The sequence below is a fragment of the Alteromonas sp. ABH4_452 genome, assembly GCF_056311825.1.
Window position 1 is genome coordinate 3232655 of record NZ_CM149973.1, and the last position, 17413, is coordinate 3250067.

At 42.1% G+C, this 17413-nt stretch carries 16 protein-coding genes and 1 tRNA gene; 12 read left to right on the top strand and 5 right to left on the bottom strand.

The window, feature by feature from the left end; genetic code table 11:
* Window positions 1-55 precede the first annotated feature (55 nt).
* A complete protein-coding gene (locus tag ACYX4N_RS13795) occupies window positions 56-1783 on the bottom strand; it encodes a sensor domain-containing protein (protein WP_476054434.1) in 1728 nt (575 codons plus the stop codon).
* A gap of 716 nt (window positions 1784-2499) precedes the next feature.
* On the opposite strand from ACYX4N_RS13795, the gene ACYX4N_RS13800 reads away from it, so the two are divergent.
* The 3 genes from ACYX4N_RS13800 to ACYX4N_RS13810 all read left to right on the top strand — a co-directional run bounded on the left by ACYX4N_RS13800 (window position 2500) and on the right by ACYX4N_RS13810 (window position 5783).
* The gene (locus tag ACYX4N_RS13800) at window positions 2500-3471 is read left to right on the top strand and encodes a retron St85 family effector protein (RefSeq protein WP_476054435.1); all 972 of its coding nucleotides are present in this window, start codon (window positions 2500-2502) and stop codon (window positions 3469-3471) included.
* A complete protein-coding gene (locus tag ACYX4N_RS13805) occupies window positions 3464-4396 on the top strand; it encodes a retron St85 family RNA-directed DNA polymerase (protein WP_476054436.1) in 933 nt (310 codons plus the stop codon). The genes ACYX4N_RS13800 and ACYX4N_RS13805 overlap by 8 nt, the downstream gene beginning before the upstream one ends.
* A 151-nt stretch (window positions 4397-4547) precedes the next feature.
* Complete coding sequence (locus ACYX4N_RS13810) at window positions 4548-5783, top strand: phospholipase D-like domain-containing protein (RefSeq protein WP_476054437.1); 1236 nt, start codon at window positions 4548-4550, stop codon at window positions 5781-5783.
* 445 nt (window positions 5784-6228) lie between these two features.
* Here ACYX4N_RS13810 and ACYX4N_RS13815 read toward each other — a convergent pair.
* The 3 genes from ACYX4N_RS13815 to ACYX4N_RS13825 form a co-directional block, all read right to left on the bottom strand.
* A tRNA-Val gene (locus ACYX4N_RS13815) sits at window positions 6229-6305 on the bottom strand.
* A gap of 159 nt (window positions 6306-6464) precedes the next feature.
* Complete coding sequence (locus ACYX4N_RS13820; RefSeq protein WP_476054438.1) at window positions 6465-7538, bottom strand: patatin-like phospholipase family protein; 1074 nt, start codon at window positions 7536-7538, stop codon at window positions 6465-6467.
* A gap of 232 nt (window positions 7539-7770) precedes the next feature.
* A complete protein-coding gene (locus tag ACYX4N_RS13825; RefSeq protein ID WP_476054439.1) occupies window positions 7771-8199 on the bottom strand; it encodes a MarR family winged helix-turn-helix transcriptional regulator in 429 nt (142 codons plus the stop codon).
* Window positions 8200-8419: 220 nt separating this feature from the next.
* Between ACYX4N_RS13825 and hmgA the strand changes: the two genes are divergently transcribed.
* On the top strand, window positions 8420-9715 hold the full coding sequence (gene hmgA / locus ACYX4N_RS13830) for a homogentisate 1,2-dioxygenase (protein WP_476054440.1): 1296 nt from the start codon (window positions 8420-8422) through the stop codon (window positions 9713-9715).
* A gap of 299 nt (window positions 9716-10014) precedes the next feature.
* Window positions 10015-11088 carry a 4-hydroxyphenylpyruvate dioxygenase gene (gene hppD / locus ACYX4N_RS13835; RefSeq protein WP_476054441.1) on the top strand — a complete coding sequence of 358 codons (1074 nt, stop codon included), beginning with the start codon at window positions 10015-10017 and terminating at the stop codon, window positions 11086-11088.
* 199 nt (window positions 11089-11287) lie between these two features.
* Here hppD and ACYX4N_RS13840 read toward each other — a convergent pair whose 3' ends face one another.
* Complete coding sequence (locus ACYX4N_RS13840) at window positions 11288-11653, bottom strand: VOC family protein (protein WP_474807563.1); 366 nt, start codon at window positions 11651-11653, stop codon at window positions 11288-11290.
* A 664-nt stretch (window positions 11654-12317) separates the two neighbouring features.
* Between ACYX4N_RS13840 and ACYX4N_RS13845 the strand changes: the two genes are divergently transcribed.
* The 7 genes from ACYX4N_RS13845 to ACYX4N_RS13875 all read left to right on the top strand — a co-directional run bounded on the left by ACYX4N_RS13845 (window position 12318) and on the right by ACYX4N_RS13875 (window position 17401).
* Window positions 12318-12707, top strand: coding sequence for an ACT domain-containing protein (locus ACYX4N_RS13845; RefSeq protein WP_474807565.1), 390 nt, complete (start codon window positions 12318-12320; stop codon window positions 12705-12707).
* A 4-nt stretch (window positions 12708-12711) separates the two neighbouring features.
* Window positions 12712-13212 carry a PTS sugar transporter subunit IIA gene (locus tag ACYX4N_RS13850; protein WP_476054442.1) on the top strand — a complete coding sequence of 167 codons (501 nt, stop codon included), beginning with the start codon at window positions 12712-12714 and terminating at the stop codon, window positions 13210-13212.
* Between the two features lie 241 nt (window positions 13213-13453).
* Window positions 13454-13801, top strand: a complete 348-nt coding sequence (locus ACYX4N_RS13855; RefSeq protein ID WP_476054443.1) for an ArsC family reductase — start codon at window positions 13454-13456, stop codon at window positions 13799-13801.
* A complete protein-coding gene (dapE, locus tag ACYX4N_RS13860; RefSeq protein ID WP_476054444.1) occupies window positions 13795-14931 on the top strand; it encodes a succinyl-diaminopimelate desuccinylase in 1137 nt (378 codons plus the stop codon). The genes ACYX4N_RS13855 and dapE overlap by 7 nt, the downstream gene beginning before the upstream one ends.
* Before the next feature lie 14 nt (window positions 14932-14945).
* Window positions 14946-15626 (top strand): M15 family metallopeptidase, encoded by a 681-nt coding sequence (locus ACYX4N_RS13865; RefSeq protein ID WP_476054445.1) that lies wholly within the window; start codon window positions 14946-14948, stop codon window positions 15624-15626.
* A 14-nt stretch (window positions 15627-15640) separates the two neighbouring features.
* Window positions 15641-15910: a DUF2897 family protein gene (locus tag ACYX4N_RS13870; protein ID WP_476054446.1), complete on the top strand. Its 270-nt coding sequence runs from the start codon at window positions 15641-15643 to the stop codon at window positions 15908-15910.
* Window positions 15911-16087: 177 nt separating this feature from the next.
* Entirely contained in the window at window positions 16088-17401 is a 1314-nt protein-coding gene (locus ACYX4N_RS13875) for a dicarboxylate/amino acid:cation symporter (RefSeq protein WP_476054447.1), read from the top strand.
* The last annotated feature ends 12 nt before the right edge of the window (window positions 17402-17413 follow it).

The window sequence follows — 17413 nt, forward strand, 5'->3', positions numbered from 1 at the left end:
TGAAGACGGCACGGATGTGTGAAAAATAATTAGCGCCTTAAACGACTTTTTAAACCTAACGACTTTGCTCCTTATATAAGCTCTCTATGGCGTCAGCGCTTATTGGCCTTGAATACAGATAGCCTTGTACAAATTCTACATTTAGGGATTTACAATAGTCAGATTGGCTTTCTGTTTCCACCCCTTCCACCACAATCTTCAAGTTTAGCTTATGGCCCACGTTAACTATGGCTTCCATTAATGCACTATCGTACTCATTTTCCGGTGCGCCCCCTAGAAAAGAGCGGTCGATTTTTAGATGCGTTACCGGAAAGTGCTTCAAATAACTTAGCGAAGAATAGCCAGTGCCAAAATCGTCAATTGAGATTTCCACGCCTAACGCCCTCTGTGCTCGAAGGTTTTCTAAAATAGTACTGTCTGATTTTATTAGCACGTTTTCAGTAAGCTCTAACCCAATATCTTTAGGCAGCAAGTTGTATTCGTCGCGATAAGCAGTAAGGCATTTAAAGTAAGAGCTTTTCTCTAGCTCCTTACCTGACACGTTTATATCGATACGAATTTCAATACCTTTTTGCTTCCATTCTTGTGCCTGTTGGCACGCTTTTCTAAGCACCCAGTTTCCTATATCGCCTATAAGCTCACCGCGTTCAGCGATAGGTATAAATACATCAGGAGGTGCGGCTTTGGTTTTATCTACAGGGCACCATCTAAGCAGTGCTTCACATGAAGTAAACCTACCGGTGTTGCAATCGACTTGGGGCTGAAATACAAGTTTAAATTCATCATTGCGCAGCGATTCCCGTAAGTTAACTGCTACGTTTCTTTGCTCGCGAAGCCGCTGACTTAGTGCGCTTGTGAAAAAATGATACCTGTTACGACCTTCAGCCTTCGCTTGGTACATAGCTGCATCAGCATGCTTAAGAAGGTCGTCAATCACATCGCCATCACGAGGATACAAACTGATACCAATGCTAGAGGTAATATGGACATTTTCTGTACTTAGCGCAAAGCTCTCACGAAAACAGTCGGACAGGGTTTTAGCGATTTCCTCACACTTAATTTCACAGCTAACATCGTTAGCCAAGTAAACAAACTCATCGCCACCAAATCGGGCAAGTACCCCGTTGGTGCTGTCAATGCAGCCTGACAAGCGCTTGGCAACTGATTTTAGAAGTTCATCACCCCAACTATGCCCTAGGGTATCGTTAACCTCTTTAAACATATCTAAGTCGATAAAAAACAACGCAAAACCTGTGTTAGACGACCTTGCATCTTCAATAACAGAGGTTAAACATAGCTCTAGCGCGCGCCTGTTGGGCAAGTTAGTGAGTAAGTCAGTTGACGCCATTAGCTCTAGCTCTTGACGTATCTCGTGCTGTTCAGTTAAGTCAATATCAACACAATACATCTCTGGCGAATCAGTGCCTTGCTTTAACATTACGTGAGAAGAAAAAACGTGAATGGGCTGACCGCCCTTTTTCTTTAACACCAATTCATCGGAGAGGATAGGCTCATCGAACTCTATCCAGCGCTGATGAAGTCTGATAACGTCATCTCGCATAAAGTTTGGGATAATGAGGTCTTCAAGCTTTTTACCCAACGCTTCGGTTTCGCTGTAGCCATAAATATCTTCACTTGATTTATTCCAGTAAATGACATTTCTGTGCTTGTCGTACCCTTGCACGGATACCTTTGGTAAGGCACTAATAAGCTCTAGGAACCGCCTCTCGGCAGCACCATGTTGTCCAAACAACAAGGGCTCTTCGTATCTCTGCAAGCTCATCGTACTCCCGTAACTACTGTTTAAGTACTCAGCGTTAGAAAAAAATTATCAGCGCTATTTCAGTGTAGTATAAAACCAGTAATTAGATGGTCTTATAAGACGCAATAACGAACACGGAGAATAAATGAATACTGTAACTGCCTATACACCATACCGTGTCAATAGCACAAGTAGGATACGACAAAGGTTGTAATCTTTGTGATGAAGAAATAAATGGTGCGTCTACCCTGATTCGAACAGGGGACCTCTACCATGTCAAGGTAATGACAGAAGGATTAATTTAAGCTTTATTATCAATGAGTTATAAACCTTTTTCGCATAAAAAAGATAGAAAATTAAAGAAAAGATGGAAACTCGGGAAATCAAAGACTTACAATAATTCTATTACTGTATATTGGTACATATCAAAGGCACTAGAAGGCATGCTTTTTACATAAATTTACTAAGTATGAGGTAGCAGTTTTAAACAGCTGCCAGATATTGTCGTACTTGATAAATTGAGTTAGACTTTATTTACTCTTTAGCGTACAGGCTTGCGGTTATAGCCTTGTCTGGCGTTTCGCCGGACACAAATTTATTGAGCACATTTAGGGTTGCGAAAGATGTATTTCTTCCGATCCCTCGTGCCTCGCGAGCGGAAGAAATACATCTTTCGCTTCCTCTAGTAAAGAGTGCAAGTGCGGGGATAATCCCGCACTTTTTTTAAAGGGATATTAGTGGAAGTTGATTTTGATAACGTTTTAATTGAGCAGTTTGGAAAACTGGTCTTCGAACGTTTTAAAGTTAACTTTGCAAAACCTCATATTTTTGTATGTGGTGGAAGGGTAGATCCAACTTGTATAATTCCCCCAAGCTTCCGAGACAGATTTCTCCAATCATCCGCCAATACCGCACCTAAAATTCATGATGCTATTGTACTGGCTGAGAATTTTAAAGATTACTTCAAAGAAAACAACTATAACGACCTTCTGATATTTGAAGATGAGATTGCTAATATAGCAAGTTTAGTTATGATTTTTCTAGAAAGCCCGGGCTCACTAGTCGAATTGGGAATGTTTTGCAGCAGGCCTAATTTTTATAAAAAGTTGTTGGTAATAGCTGCTCAAGACCAGATTGAATCAGAGGATTCATTCATTTATCTTGGTCCACTTGAGCATATAAAAAAACAGGATAACAGTTCCGTACTTGTATATCCTTGGCCTAGTGATAAAGATATAAATTATGACGATGATTATTTGTTAGATCTTCTAGGAAATGTTGAAGACAAGCTAAGAAGATCTCCAAAGACCAGCAATTTCAGCAAAGAAAACTCAGCTCATGTCGCATTACTAATACTCGAAATAGTGAGGCTATCATATCCTACAACAATTAGTGAAATTGAGATTAGTCTCGCAGCTTTAGACCTAGATATATCTGAAAAGGATATAAAAAGACACATATATCTACTTACGAAAATGCAACTATTGAGCAATCTTTTTTATAGCAGCTACACGTACTACTACCCACTAATAAAAGATTTAAAATATGTAAGTTTCGGAAAAGATAGGAAAAATAAAATTTCTGACTCACAATCTATGCAAATGAGTATAAACCAGTCTTACATAATGGAAAACTCAGAACAGGCTAGAAAAAGAAAGGCAGCGAAGAAACAAATTAACTTAAAACTAAAGGGGACAGACTGTGGTTAAAATAGTTAATTTTATCTCTGAAAGCCTTTGTATAGAGGAGAGTGAGTTAATTTCTTTTGCTCATACTGCGCCACACCGGTATAAAATATATACAATCCCTAAACGGTCTGGCAATGGCAGAAGAACAATTGCTCATCCATCTAAGCAGTTAAAATTTATTCAACGTCTAACACTCAGGCTGCTGCAAGATGTATTGCCGATACATGAATCTGCTTTAGCATACAAGAAAAGCATAAGCATAAGAGATAATGCTAATATTCATAGAAAAAATCAGTATTTACTGAAAATGGATTTTAAAGATTTTTTCCCAAGCATTACACCTTCATTACTTTTCAGAGAGCTTGAAAGGAAAAATATTATAGTTAGCGATGAAGATAAAAATTTTCTTGCTAGCATACTTTTCTTTAAATTAAGAAGTAATAGTAGTTTGAAATTAAGTATAGGGGCGCCTAGCTCACCTCTAATATCAAACTTTATTATGCATCATTTCGACCAGATCCTGTCATCGGAATGCAAAAAAATGAAAATTTGTTATACAAGGTATGCTGACGACATTACGTTTTCAACAAACATCAAAAACTCTTTATTTAAAATCCCTTCTATCGTAAAAAATATACTTAAAAATGAAAACTATCCTGAACTAAAAGTTAACGAAGAGAAAACAGTTTTTTCTTCAAAGGCACATAATAGGCATGTAACTGGCATTACGATTACTAATGAAGGGGCATTATCTGTCGGAAGGGAAAAGAGAAGACTACTATCAGCTTCGCTTCACAGGTACATTGAAGGAAAAATTGATGGAGAGACTAAAAATACATTGAAAGGTCAACTTTCTTTTGCTTTTTTTATAGAACCTCAATTTAAAATTCGTTTGCAAAAAAAGTACGGCGAGAGAGCACTAGAAAAACTATTTTCGAATGAATAAATTTTATTTTAAAGTGTAGTAGCTCATATCTGATCTTACAGTTTCGATGAATAGGTTTAGACTTCATCTGGCAGACAGCTATGAGTAAGAAATCTCAGGCCTTACCAAAACAGTCGTACAATAAAGATAAAATTAAAGGATTCGGTGACCCATGTCCAAAGTTGCACGCCAAGCCTATGAAGACTATGAAACTTCTCAAACTTCTTTGCAGGGCTTCAAGCTGAGTGATGAATTCGACATTTCCAACGTCACTATCAAAGACGTTCTGTTTCGCAAAACTTATGTCGATGCTCGCCATCTAATCAAAAAGAGTAAAGTCACCACTCTCACTATTATGACTTACATGGTTGGTGAGAGTTTCCCTAATGTTATTCATGAACTTATCGAAAATGCCGAAGACGGACTGATAGTGAATGTCGCGTTTTGCTGTGAATACAAGAACAACGCTAAGAAAGATAAAAAGCAACAAGATGGCCTGATTAACGCGTTCGAGGAGATTCTCGCCTATGAACAGGTTGATTCAATAAAGATCATCGCCAACCCAAATACGCATATCAAACTTCTCCAATGCGACGATGAACTGTTTATCGGCTCAATGAATTTAAGTAGTACCTCAGAAGACACCAAGGCAAGTGAAGAGGCAAAACACTACAAAAACATGCGAAACTATGAACTTATGCTGCACTTAGGAAGCGGACATGAACTCGCCACCAGCATCTGGAATAAACTTTACCTTGCCGAAGGCTCAGTCATTGGTACGCTGAGCGAAAATAATGTTACACAGGAGTTGACACGCATCCACAAGCAATGCCAACGAATTCCTTTTGACGCTCACAGCGCCAGAGAAAAGCGTCTGGATATCGAAAAACGCATTGATGTTGACATAAACGACCGTAAGCCATTGATCAAAAAAGCAATCGCTAAAGCTATCCATCACACATTGGATGAAATGCTTACCACATCAATGTTTTATGGCTTTGAATCACTCGATTATGACGACCACAATACGATCTACAACCGCCTTGTGAACGACTCAGATCTCTTTTTGCGTGATGTGTTAGACAACTGCCAATTTCTTGAAGAAACCGAAAGCCATGAGGGAGACCTTGAATTAATATTGCAAGAGAAGGTAAATAATACTCTAAGCGACCTTACGTTCGAAGAGGAGACCATTCACGACAATATTAGAGAAGAGAAGCTAGATTGTGATTTCATTCTAGCATCAGGTGAAGAAATACCCTTTGGAAAGAATTCAGAAGAGGCTAAAGAAAAACAAATGGATGAAAACCAAGAATGTGTGAAACGCTGTCTGGATGATATTGCAGATGCACTCACTGAATACTTCATCGAACATCACTTGTGCAAAATAACTGCCAAACAAAATTAAGTGAAGAGAACGGTAAATTTCTCATCTGGTGGAAGCGTCGGCGGCTTCCGGTTGTAGTGTTTTACAATTTTTGTCAGCTAATTTTTTGTATGGCTTTACCATTTTTCGGCTAAAAAAATCTACAAAAAATGCCTCATAAAGCGGCGTTACCACTGTCCGCTCTTGGCACATATGCGACTGTCAGATTTGATCAAGTGCTATTATTCGAACCTGACAGATCAAGTTAAGACTTATTCATTTAAAGCCTAATTTTTTAAATTTACGTACCTTTAAATTTGAAGTGGACACGGGTTCCAGCAGTCAACATGAGATTCTAGACAAAAATTAACTTCTTATAGATAAAAACTGCTACTGGATATTGGTGCGGAAATGGCGCGGATTTGGTACGCAGTTTTTTATATAAACTGCTAAATCTTGCTAATACATTGTTTTTAAAATAATAAAATGGTGCGTCTACCCTGATTCGAACAGGGGACCTCTACCATGTCAAGGTAGCGCTCTAACCAACTGAGCTATAGACGCATTTAGAAATTTTGTTGCACCTGTGAGGTGGGCGATTGCCAGACAACGGCGCGTATAATACTTAGCATAGGCGCCACCTGCAAGAAAAACTTATTAAAAGAAGGTTCAAGTGACTAATTTGACAGCAATTAGCCATTTACCTAAAAAATTGCAGTTCCTTTATATCATTTTAAAAGGAAGTGGCTTGATAGCGTCAACTAAGGTCCCGTCGTTTACAGCACGCATAAAGTATTCACCCAACCTGTCGGTTTCCTTTAGCACCGTTTGCCAGTATTTAATGCGCGTGTCAGCATCGAGCACTTCAAAGTCTTTCCTGTCTGGAATTTTGCTGTAAGGCAAATTTGCTACAAAAGAAGCTGAAGGAACTAACATCACTACATTATCGTAGCTTGAACTATGGGGCACCCTACCCTTTAAGCCCTTATCAAACCATCCTGGGATAGGCTTATCGTAAAAATGCGGGTACAGCACTAATCCGTCGTCAGGTCCAAATGACAAATCGAAATGGTAGTCGATAATACCGCCATCGCGATACATACCTACAGGTGCACCTTCTATTTCCGGTACACCTTCAATCACAATGGGAATAGAACCCGATGCAAGTAACGCAGAGTGTATATTCCCCTGTGTTAGATCATGGTACTTAGTAGGTAGCTGGTAAGGGTCGTTAATGGCAAAGTCCGTATTCGGGGTAGAAAAGACATAACGTGTGTATAAGCGCGACAAATTTTTGCGATTAACAGTGTTAGCCGCTGCGCTCATAGCTAAGCCCGAAAGCTGCCTGAATTTACTTTCAAAACGGGTAGCCCCTAAACACTTAGCAACAATAAGGTGGGCTTTGAAGCGAGAATTAGACAGCACCTCTTGCTTGCCCGCGTCGTTTACCATTTCTTTCAACAAGTCTTCGGCTTTAGCGGTGATTTCTCTCGGTGTTGGTTTTTCGCTGTACGTTGTCGTCGAGTAAGAAGTCGCTAGCCGGTTTATGGCTGCCAGCGGGTCGTCTTGAACAGCGCAAATTGCACGGAACGCCCCCGCAGATGAACCTATAACATGTATTTGATGGTCAACATTGGCAAACCATTCGGGAAATATTACGCGGTCCAGGCCCGCCAGCGAAAACCATTTAGGGCCGCCAGAAGCCCCTAAAAAATAGCTGAACAACTCTGGCGTAAACCCGTTTTTCATTATGGTTTCACGTGCTTTTTTACCTGCGTATATATCTAGGGGGGCCACTCAATTTCCTTGCTAATTTTTTAATTGAAGCTCTTACAAATGCTTTGCTACAAGCGCTGACTAATAGCGATTGCTGAATATTTATGGGGCAAAAAGCCATGAATAATAGACGCCACTGCTGCGCCATTTGATTAGTTCAGAGGAATTTAACAGTTAAAGGGGTAAAAGTAATCCTTATGGCGTGTAACAGACGTCTGCTCAGACCAGAGCCACCAAGGATTTCACCCGAATTTTAAGGCCTGAGCGCATCTATCACTTTTAGAAATATTTGGTACTCAGCGTCAGTGATATTTTCTAATCGCCTATTTTGCCAGCGGATGATTCTCGGCAACAAGGTTTGGTAAATTTGCACACCTATTATAGACAGTGAAATAAAGGTGGCGCGTTTGTCATCTTCACAGGAGCGTTTATGGATAGCGTCTCGTTTCGCCAGTCGCTCTAGCGCTCGTGAAACTTGAACCTTATCAAGACGCGTTGCCATAGCGAGTTCCTTTGCTGTCAGCGAAGACTCTTGCGCACTATCGATGGTAGCACCTAACGTGGCTAGAATACGCCACTCTGGGACAGTGAGATTAAAGTCAGCATATTCTTTTGCGAGCGACTCACTTAAACCACTGGCTAACATGGCTACCTTGTAGGCCAGCATGTCTTCTAGCTTCATGTGCTATTTCCTTTTATAAAAGAAAGCCAGTTAACGCCTATTACTAAAGGTGTAAAGCTAGCGTACCAACACCTGCTTTACCCTTAACCCGCCAACTGTCTGCCTATTATTGATTTACATTTCATTTACCTCTAGCCTAAAACATATAGTTTCATTTGTAACTACTTTATTATTGATTCGGGAACAGGATCCAACACTGAGTCCGCCTATTGGAGGGTATATGGAAAACTTGTCTTATTTAACGGGCTTTAACAATGAGCACGAGACTGAAGCGCTGCCAGGCGCACTTCCTAAAGGCCAGTTCAGCCCACAGAAAGTGAACTATAAGCTTTATGCTGAACAGTTTAGCAGTACTGCATTTACTGCTCCTAGGGCTGAGAATCGCCGCAGCTGGACGTATCGTCTGCGCCCATCTATCGCAATGGGGGACTTTGTGAGAATTGATAGTGGCTTGGTAAGAACTGCGCCAGAGTCTGACGTGCATTGCCCACCTAATGTATTGAGATGGAGTCCAATACCGCTCCCTGAACAAGCCATTGATTTTGTAGATTCGCTAATCACCATTGCCACTAACGGAGACGCTAAGGCGCAGGTAGGTATGGGGATTCACTGCTACAGCGCCAACGCAAATATGCAAAACCGTGTTTTCTATTCATCTGATGGTGAAATGCTTATTGTCCCTCAACTTGGCAACATGTTAATTACCACCGAATTTGGCAAGCTCAATTTGTCGGTGGGTGAAATTGCGGTTATCCCTCGAGGTGTTCGTTTCGCTGTTAACCCTACTAATGGGCCAATTCGTGGGTATGTATGCGAAAACTACGGCCACCCTTTTGTATTGCCTGAACGCGGCCCGGTTGGCGCAAATGGCTATGCTAACCAACGAGACTTTTGTTACCCCACTGCTTGGTTTGAAGATAACGATACGCCTCATACCATGGTCAACAAGTTCTGCGGTAACCTGTTTGAAGCCAAACTTGATCATTCCCCTTTTGATGTAGTGGCTTGGGTAGGTAATTCTGCGCCTTACAAATACGATCTTTCTCGTTTCAATGTAATGAATACCGTAAGTTTCGATCATCCTGATCCGTCTATTTTCACCGTACTTACCTCACCGTCTGAGCTAGAGGGTACAGCGAACGTAGACTTCGTTATTTTTCCACCAAGGTGGATGGTAGCAGAAAATACCTTTCGCCCACCGTATTACCACAGAAACATCATGAGTGAATTTATGGGGCTTATTGAAGGTACGTACGATGCAAAAGAACACGGCTTCGTACCGGGGGGTATGAGTCTCCACAACTGCATGACCCCTCATGGACCTGAAGCTGAAGTTTTCGAGAAAGCGTCTAACGCTGAGTTAGCCCCCCAACGCTACGAAAACACATTGGCATTTATGTTTGAGTCTCGTTATGCCATTGCTCCGACGGAATTTGCTTTAAATAATGACATCCGCCAACGGGACTATTTGGCGTGTTGGAAAGGTCTTAAGAAATATTACGATGGGCAGAAGTAGGCGCGCGACTCCCACTGATGCTTACAAGTATTAAAAGGTTTACTCGTTTTGCTACCTGTATCAATTTATGAACACAGGAATCGGCCGTAAAACTTGTTATATAAATAATACTTTCAATAGGTTAGAGCGTGTCTATTTACTCTAACCTAAGGTTACAGCCACAGGTGAAAACTAAACGTTACAGCCTCGCTTTCCATTCGCAAAAAGGTCATACACGCTACCTATTGCTTGCTTTTTCACTGCAGCTTTACAATCGAGCAACAATTATAAAGTATGATTTACGTTGAGGATGTATTGCTATGGCTGATTTGTTTGAAAACCCAATTGATTTGGATGGGTTTGAATTTCTAGAGTTCACTGCGCCAGAAAAAGGCATACTAGAGCCTATCTTTGAAGCGATGGGCTTTACCCTTGTCGCACGCCACAAATCAAAAGACGTCGAGCTATGGCGTCAGGGCGACATCAACCTACTGAGTAATTACGAAAAAGACTGTCATGCAGGCTACTATGCTGAAGAGCACGGTCCTTCAGCCTGTGGCATGGCTTTTCGCGTTAAAGATTCCCAGCACGCTTATAAAGAAGTACTTACTCGCGGTGCACAACCTATGGACACACACACGGGCCCAATGGAATTGAAACTCCCTGCAATAAAAGGCATTGGTGGCGCCATGCTGTACCTTATTGACCGTTATGAAGGCGAGAACACCATTTACGATATCGACTTTAACTGGATTGAAGGGGTAGATCGCCATCCTGAAGGATGTGGATTCCATACCCTAGACCACCTTACCCATAATGTGTATCGCGGTCGCATGGATTTCTGGGCAGGATTTTACGAAAAGCTATTTAATTTTAGAGAAATTCGCTACTTCGACATTAAAGGTGAATATACCGGCCTACTGTCAAAAGCCATGACAGCGCCAGACGGTAAAATTCGTATACCGCTAAACGAAGAAGCAGTTGGCGGTGGCGGCCAAATTGAAGAATTCTTAATGAAGTATAACGGTGAAGGTATTCAGCATATTGCTTTCGCTTGTGACGACCTAGTGGCGTGCTTAGATAAGCTAAAAGCAAGAGGCATGAAATTTATGACGCCTCCACCCAATACCTATTATGAGATGCTGGAAGAGCGCTTGCCTGGTCACGGTGAAAACGTTGACGAACTCCAAAAGCGCGGTATTTTGCTTGATGGTACTACCGAGAATGGTGAACCTCGCTTGTTACTTCAAATTTTCTCTGAAACCGTATTTGGCCCAGTGTTCTTTGAATTTATTCAGCGCAAGCAGGATGAAGGTTTTGGAGAAGGTAACTTTAAAGCCCTGTTTGAATCTATTGAACGAGACCAAGTTAACCGTGGTGTGCTAAACAAGTAGCCCCGACACAAAAAAGTAACCCTGGGCGGGCGTGTTTAGCAAGCGAGCGCGTAACGCTGAGCAAGTAATTCCGTCGCGCTAGGCGAGCTAAATCACTTAGTAGGCTGTCGAAAAAAGCAGCGAGTAGCTCTACACGCTGCTTTTTAATTTTTCGATTTTAGAGCACTATTTCTAATCGTAGTGATTATTTAATCCCTGCTTAGCTTTGTCCTTTTTCATAAAGCGCACATGCTGCACCACTTGGGTCAGTAATTACACAAAAGCTGTCTTTGCCATGGTGGCGTATGTCACCCACCTGCTTTCCGCCCTTTTCAATAACCGCATTTAAAGCTGACTCGAGGTTTTCCACCGTGAAATAGTTAATCCACCCGCCTGGGTACTGCGCATTAACACCTTGCTTATGACAAATACCGCCTACTGGCGTACCGTCAGGCTTCAACATGACGTAATCGTTGTAGCCTCCCATATCAATGGGTTCTTTCTTCCACCCCATCACTGCTTCATAAAAGCTGACGAGTTCATCTGCATTTTCTACAGTAATATCGCACCATGAAGAATCTGACATTGTTTTTTCTCTTTTGTTAGAGTTAGGAATAAGGTCAATCGCTTTCGTAAAAGCTTAGGCTAAACGTGCAATAAAACTGTTTTGCTATAGCTGTTTTGTTATAGCTGTTTTGTTATAGCTGTTTTGTTATAGCTGTTTTGTTATAACTGAATTATGCTTTTGCTGTGCTTTGACCCGACGCTTGTTCCTACTTTTTCCTCAAGCCTTAACCCAAATCTTGTTCTTGTACTTTGGAGAAAACCCTCCACCCTGTTTCTGACTTTAGTACTTTCCGAATTATTTGTTAAATAAAAGATCGATTTAACTTACTCACGGTTTTAAACAAAAGTTTTTAAGCGGTAGATCCCTGGTAAGTCGCCGCTTATTACTGTTTTAAATTTTTTAAAAAAGTGACGCTTGTCAAGCTAAGAAATTGCAAAATGACCAAACATTTTTTATTTTAGTTGTAGACATGACCTGTGGAAAATGCTTGTAAAATAGAGAATGTTATCCACTGAACATTGTTTGTACAGTTTATTTAATTATTTAATATCAGCAACTTACAATAAGACCCCAAACTACTCAACAAACTTATCCACAGATTAAGTGGATAACACGTAGCACTTAATCACAGTTAGTGGTTTAATGTGAACATCTTCGAAGTTATCTTTTTTCCGATTTTTTCATGCCAAAACAAACACTGCTAGTTAGAGAATCTTTGTTTACAATTCATAGCCTGGATCCAGAAAGTGATATCCCAGCCTCTGTACTCAATAGCCCGCTCTTTTTTCTGGGTAAAACAGAAGATGAATTGTCTATCGTTGTGCCAGACTCTATCAATGTTCCCTCCCTTGATAGCGACGAAGGTTGGCGTGCACTCGAGCTGCTAGGGCCTTTGCATTTGTCTATGGTAGGGATCATGGCACAAATAGGCGAAGTATTAGCATCGGCTAAGGTGGCAATTTTCGTTGTCTCAACCTTTGATACTGATTTCTTTTTAGTAAAAGATAACAAACTAAAAGATGCTATTAGCGCCCTCAAAGGCGCGGGTTATACAGTAAGTCAGGACATTTAAAACCGTGAACGCTAAGCAATTGCAGTGCGCACCAGACAGTTATACCAAGCAATTCGTCATCTTAAGTCCATTTTCGGGGCAGGTAGTATCACTTTGCGATATTGACGACCCTTTTTATAAAAATGGGCTTATGGGGCCAGGCGCCGCCATAAGTTCTAATTCAAATTCCGTGATTTCGCCTTTCGCTGGCAAAGTTTTAAGCGTTTCGCCGCTAGACTATGCTATCGATATACAGTCTACCGCAGGTCTTAAATGCAAAATTAAATACGGCGGTGATACAACTCATCTGCATGGCGCACAATTTGTCTGCGCGTTGAAGCGCGGCGACCAAATTAAACCCAACCAGGTACTTTTTACTGTAAATGCCGCATGGCTGAAACAGCGTGGTGTAAGCAACACGTGTGCGCTAACCTTGCTTAATGCCCAAGCGCTTACCGGTGTGCTGTCCACTCACCAAAAATTTGTAGAAGCCGGTGAAGATACACTTTTAACACTCTACTTATAGCTTTGTCCTTTGCCAAAGCATAGGTTTTCACCTTCAAAAACCATCGCGAGTGAGTTTAACAACGTATCAACTGCTTGTATGATGTAGCAAACAAGAAAAGTCGACAGCTGAAATACTGTTGGTGCGCAAGACGCGCTTAGCGTTTTTCTTCTTATGCATCGGCATAAATACTGGACTTCATGGCACGCTGGCAACTGTGTCTTCTTCAAATAAACAACAAAGTAGTACGGAATAAATCACCATGAGCACAATCCTTTATGGGATCCCAAACTGTGACACCATCAAAAAAGCGAAGAAATGGTTAGCAGATAACGATATCCCGTTCACCTTTCACGACTACCGTAAAGACGGTATCGATAACGATTTCCTTGTACGCGCTGAGTCTGAGCTTGGCTGGGAAACCATGTTAAACAAACGTGGAACAACCTATCGCCAGCTAGAAGAGCAAGAAAAAGCAAACTTAGACAAAGACAAAGCGCTCGCTTTGCTAGAGCTTCATCCCGCTTTGGTTAAACGCCCTATTCTGTATCACAGCAATGCTTTTCACATTGGTTTTAAACCTGCACAGTATGAGGAAATATTTTGTTAAACTATTCTGTTATTGAAATTGCTAAGCAACTCATAAACCGCCGCTCTGTAACGCCAGATGATGCAGGCTGCCAAGAAGCCATGGGCGAGTTTTTAGGCGCTTTGGGGTTTGACAATGAAACTATGGTGTTTGAAGACACCACTAACCTTTGGTCTCGCCGAGGTAAAGAAGGCCCTGTATTTTGTTTTGCTGGTCATACCGATGTGGTACCAAGTGGCCCAGAATCGGCTTGGAAAACACCACCTTTCACTGCAACAGAAGTTGACGGCTATTTGCACGGCCGCGGCGCTGCTGACATGAAAGGCAGCCTTGCCGCTATGCTTGTCGCCACCCGGGAATTTGTGAACAAGTATCCAGATCACAAGGGTAGCATTGCTTACCTTATAACGAGCGACGAGGAAGGCCCGTTTATTAACGGTACTACACGCGTTATCGACACCCTAGAAGCGCGAAATGAAAAAATTGACTGGTGTATTGTTGGTGAACCCTCTTCAACAGACGAAGTCGGTGATATTGTTAAAAATGGTCGTAGAGGCTCATTAACGGGTGATTTAGTTGTAAAGGGCGTGCAAGGCCATGTTGCCTACCCACATCTAGCAAATAACCCAGTACACAGCGCCATGGCAGCTCTTGATGAATTAGCAAAATCACACTGGGATAACGGTAACGACTTCTTCCCACCCACCAGCTTTCAGATTTCGAATATTCACGCAGGTACAGGTGCAGGTAATGTAATACCAGGCGAACTTCACGTTTGCTTCAACTTCCGCTTTTCGACAGAAGTGACCGACCAACTTCTTATTGAACGTGTCACCGCTATTTTAGACGCCCACGATTTTGAGTACGAGATAAACTGGACCTTTAATGGACAACCATTTTTGACCGACACAGGCGCGCTATTAGAAGCAACCCAAGGTGCGATTGCTGCAGTTAAAGGTACGCCTACAGTACTCTCTACTGCTGGCGGCACATCTGACGGACGCTTTATTGCACCTACGGGGGCACAAGTTATTGAGCTAGGCCCGGTTAACGCCACTATTCACAAAATTGACGAGTGCGTAAAAATGGCTGACCTAGAGCAACTTGCAGATATGTACTTCGGTATCTTAGAACGCTTGCTGGCTAAATAGCTTTTTTGTCTTACATGAATCAGATTCCGCAACAAGCATGGCTGGGCCAGCACAACGACTACCTTGTTGATGCTGGCAATGGCCACAGGCTTCATCAAGACGTCATTTCGCCCTTTCTTGCTATGCAAGATGCTGCGCACAATGACGGTATAGACTTACAGTTAGTCAGTAGCTTTCGCGATTTTGATAGGCAAACCGCCATTTTTAACCGCAAGTGGACGGGGCAGGCGCAGCTTCTTGATGTTAACGGCACAGCACTTCCTTTCGAAACGCTAAGTGACGATGAAAAACTCCATGCTATTTTGACCTGGTCTGCGCTACCTGGCGGCAGTCGTCATCATTGGGGTACCGATGTTGACGTTTATGACAGAGCTGCTGTGCACAATTGGGACGGCAACTTTAACCTTGTAGAAAGCGAATATCTTAGTGGCGGCCCCTGCCATAACCTTTCCTGTTGGCTAGCTGATAATATGGAACAGTTCGGTTTCTACCGTCCTTTCTCTGTCAATAGTGGTGGTGTTGCCGTTGAGCCTTGGCATTTGAGCTTTAAAAGTACTGCAAGTACCTTTGAAAGTGCTAGGAACCTAGACGGTTTCACACAAGCTATCGAACAAAGCGGTATAGAAGGTAAATCGTGTATTTTGCCGCAGTTGCCTAACTTGTATAATCGCTATGTTTTGAACAAAGGGCGCTAGCCTACGGAATTTTTATGAGTACTACCTGGGTCATTATCGTTATTGTTTTAGTATTAGGCGTAGTTATTGGAAATATCACGTTACTCAAATACAGTGCTAAGTTTAAATTCCCTACCCCCTCTAAGCCTTTTGATGATGAAGGTGATGAATATGATGACGAGTACGGCAATCCAAACAAAGACGCTACTCGCCCACATGCCGAGAATGAAACGGCGGGCGACCATGCTTCGTTGACACAAGCACATAATGATAGTGGCGATAACGAAAAGAAACCCGAGAAATAGCAACTCAATATAAACGCATTACCGATAGTCGCGCTTAAAGCGAGCACCTGATCCAATTCTTTTTAGTTAGGTGCTTTCAGCCACTATGTGCATCTAAGTATGCCGTTTAGGCTAGCTACTAGCACAGACCGCTCACTATCTTTCCTTCACATAAATACACTCTACGAGGTTCTAGACGTGTCTAATAAACAATCCTTACTTAGCAATATCGGCGTTCAAGTTGTCATTGCTATGATCATTGGTACTGCCGTTGGTGCTTTTATGGGCGAAAGCGCTGAAATGTTCGCACCTTTGGGAGATATTTTTATCAACCTGATAAAAATGCTGGTTATTCCACTGGTTGCCGTAGCGCTTATCTCTGGTGCAGCGGGGCTTGGCAACAGCACCAACGCGGGAAAAGTGGGGCTATCTACCCTAGCCTATTTTGGTTTAACCTCTGCTCTAGCTGTAGGGCTTGCGCTGATAATGGGCGAAGTGTTTAAGCCAGGTATAGGTATTGATGTATCATCGGTACAAGGCATGTTCTCTGGCGAATACGCATCTAAAGGTGAACTCCCCTCTTTTTGGGCAACCGTGACAGGCATGATCCCGACCAATGTGTTTGCATCATTAACTAACGCAAACATTCTGCAAATTTTGGTGTTTTGCTTATTCTTCGGTCTTGCCCTTTCCAAACAGCCGAAAAAGAACCGTGAGCCTATTTTAAATGGAGTAAACACCATTGTTGATGCCATGGTGTGGATGATTAACTGCGTAATGAAAATTGCCCCTATCGGCGTTTTCGGCTTAATGGCAGAGGCTGTAGGCACATTCGGTTTTGCCGCGCTTATGGTGGTGTTCAAACTTTTCTTAGTGTTTACTGCTGCTATTTTAGTGTTTGGTTTTGTGGTCTACCCCCTACTGGTTCAACTATTTACAAAAACATCGGCTAAGTCTTTTCTTGTTGCGATGAAAAAGCCGCAAGCAGTGGCGCTATCAACTGCTTCATCTATGGCAACGCTACCAGTTACTATGAATACTGTTGAAAACGAGCTAGGTGTAAGAAATGCAACGGCGTCGTTTGTACTGCCTTTAGGTGCTACCATTAATATGAGCGGAAACGCTATTTATTACGGCCTAGTCGCGGTGTTTTTTGCACAGCTTTTCAATATCGATTTATCCATGGGCGCCTATGTCGCTATTATCCTGACTTCTACCCTTGGGGCTGTTGGTCAAGCAGGAGTACCTGGCCCGTCATTCTTGGTCGTTGCCGTGTTACTTGCTGCAGGCATTCCTATTGAGGGCTTACCCTTATTGTTTGCCCTCGACAGAATTTTTGACATGATCCGTACGGCGCTAAACATTACCGGTGATGCGGCTTGTGCCGTTATTATTGATGAAATTGCTATTGATAAAACTAACGCTGACGATAGTGCTATTAATAAAGCTGACATTAATGATAATGCTGGCGATGCAACTTTCAAAGAGAAGATGGGCACAGATAAGAGCTAGATACATGTGCAC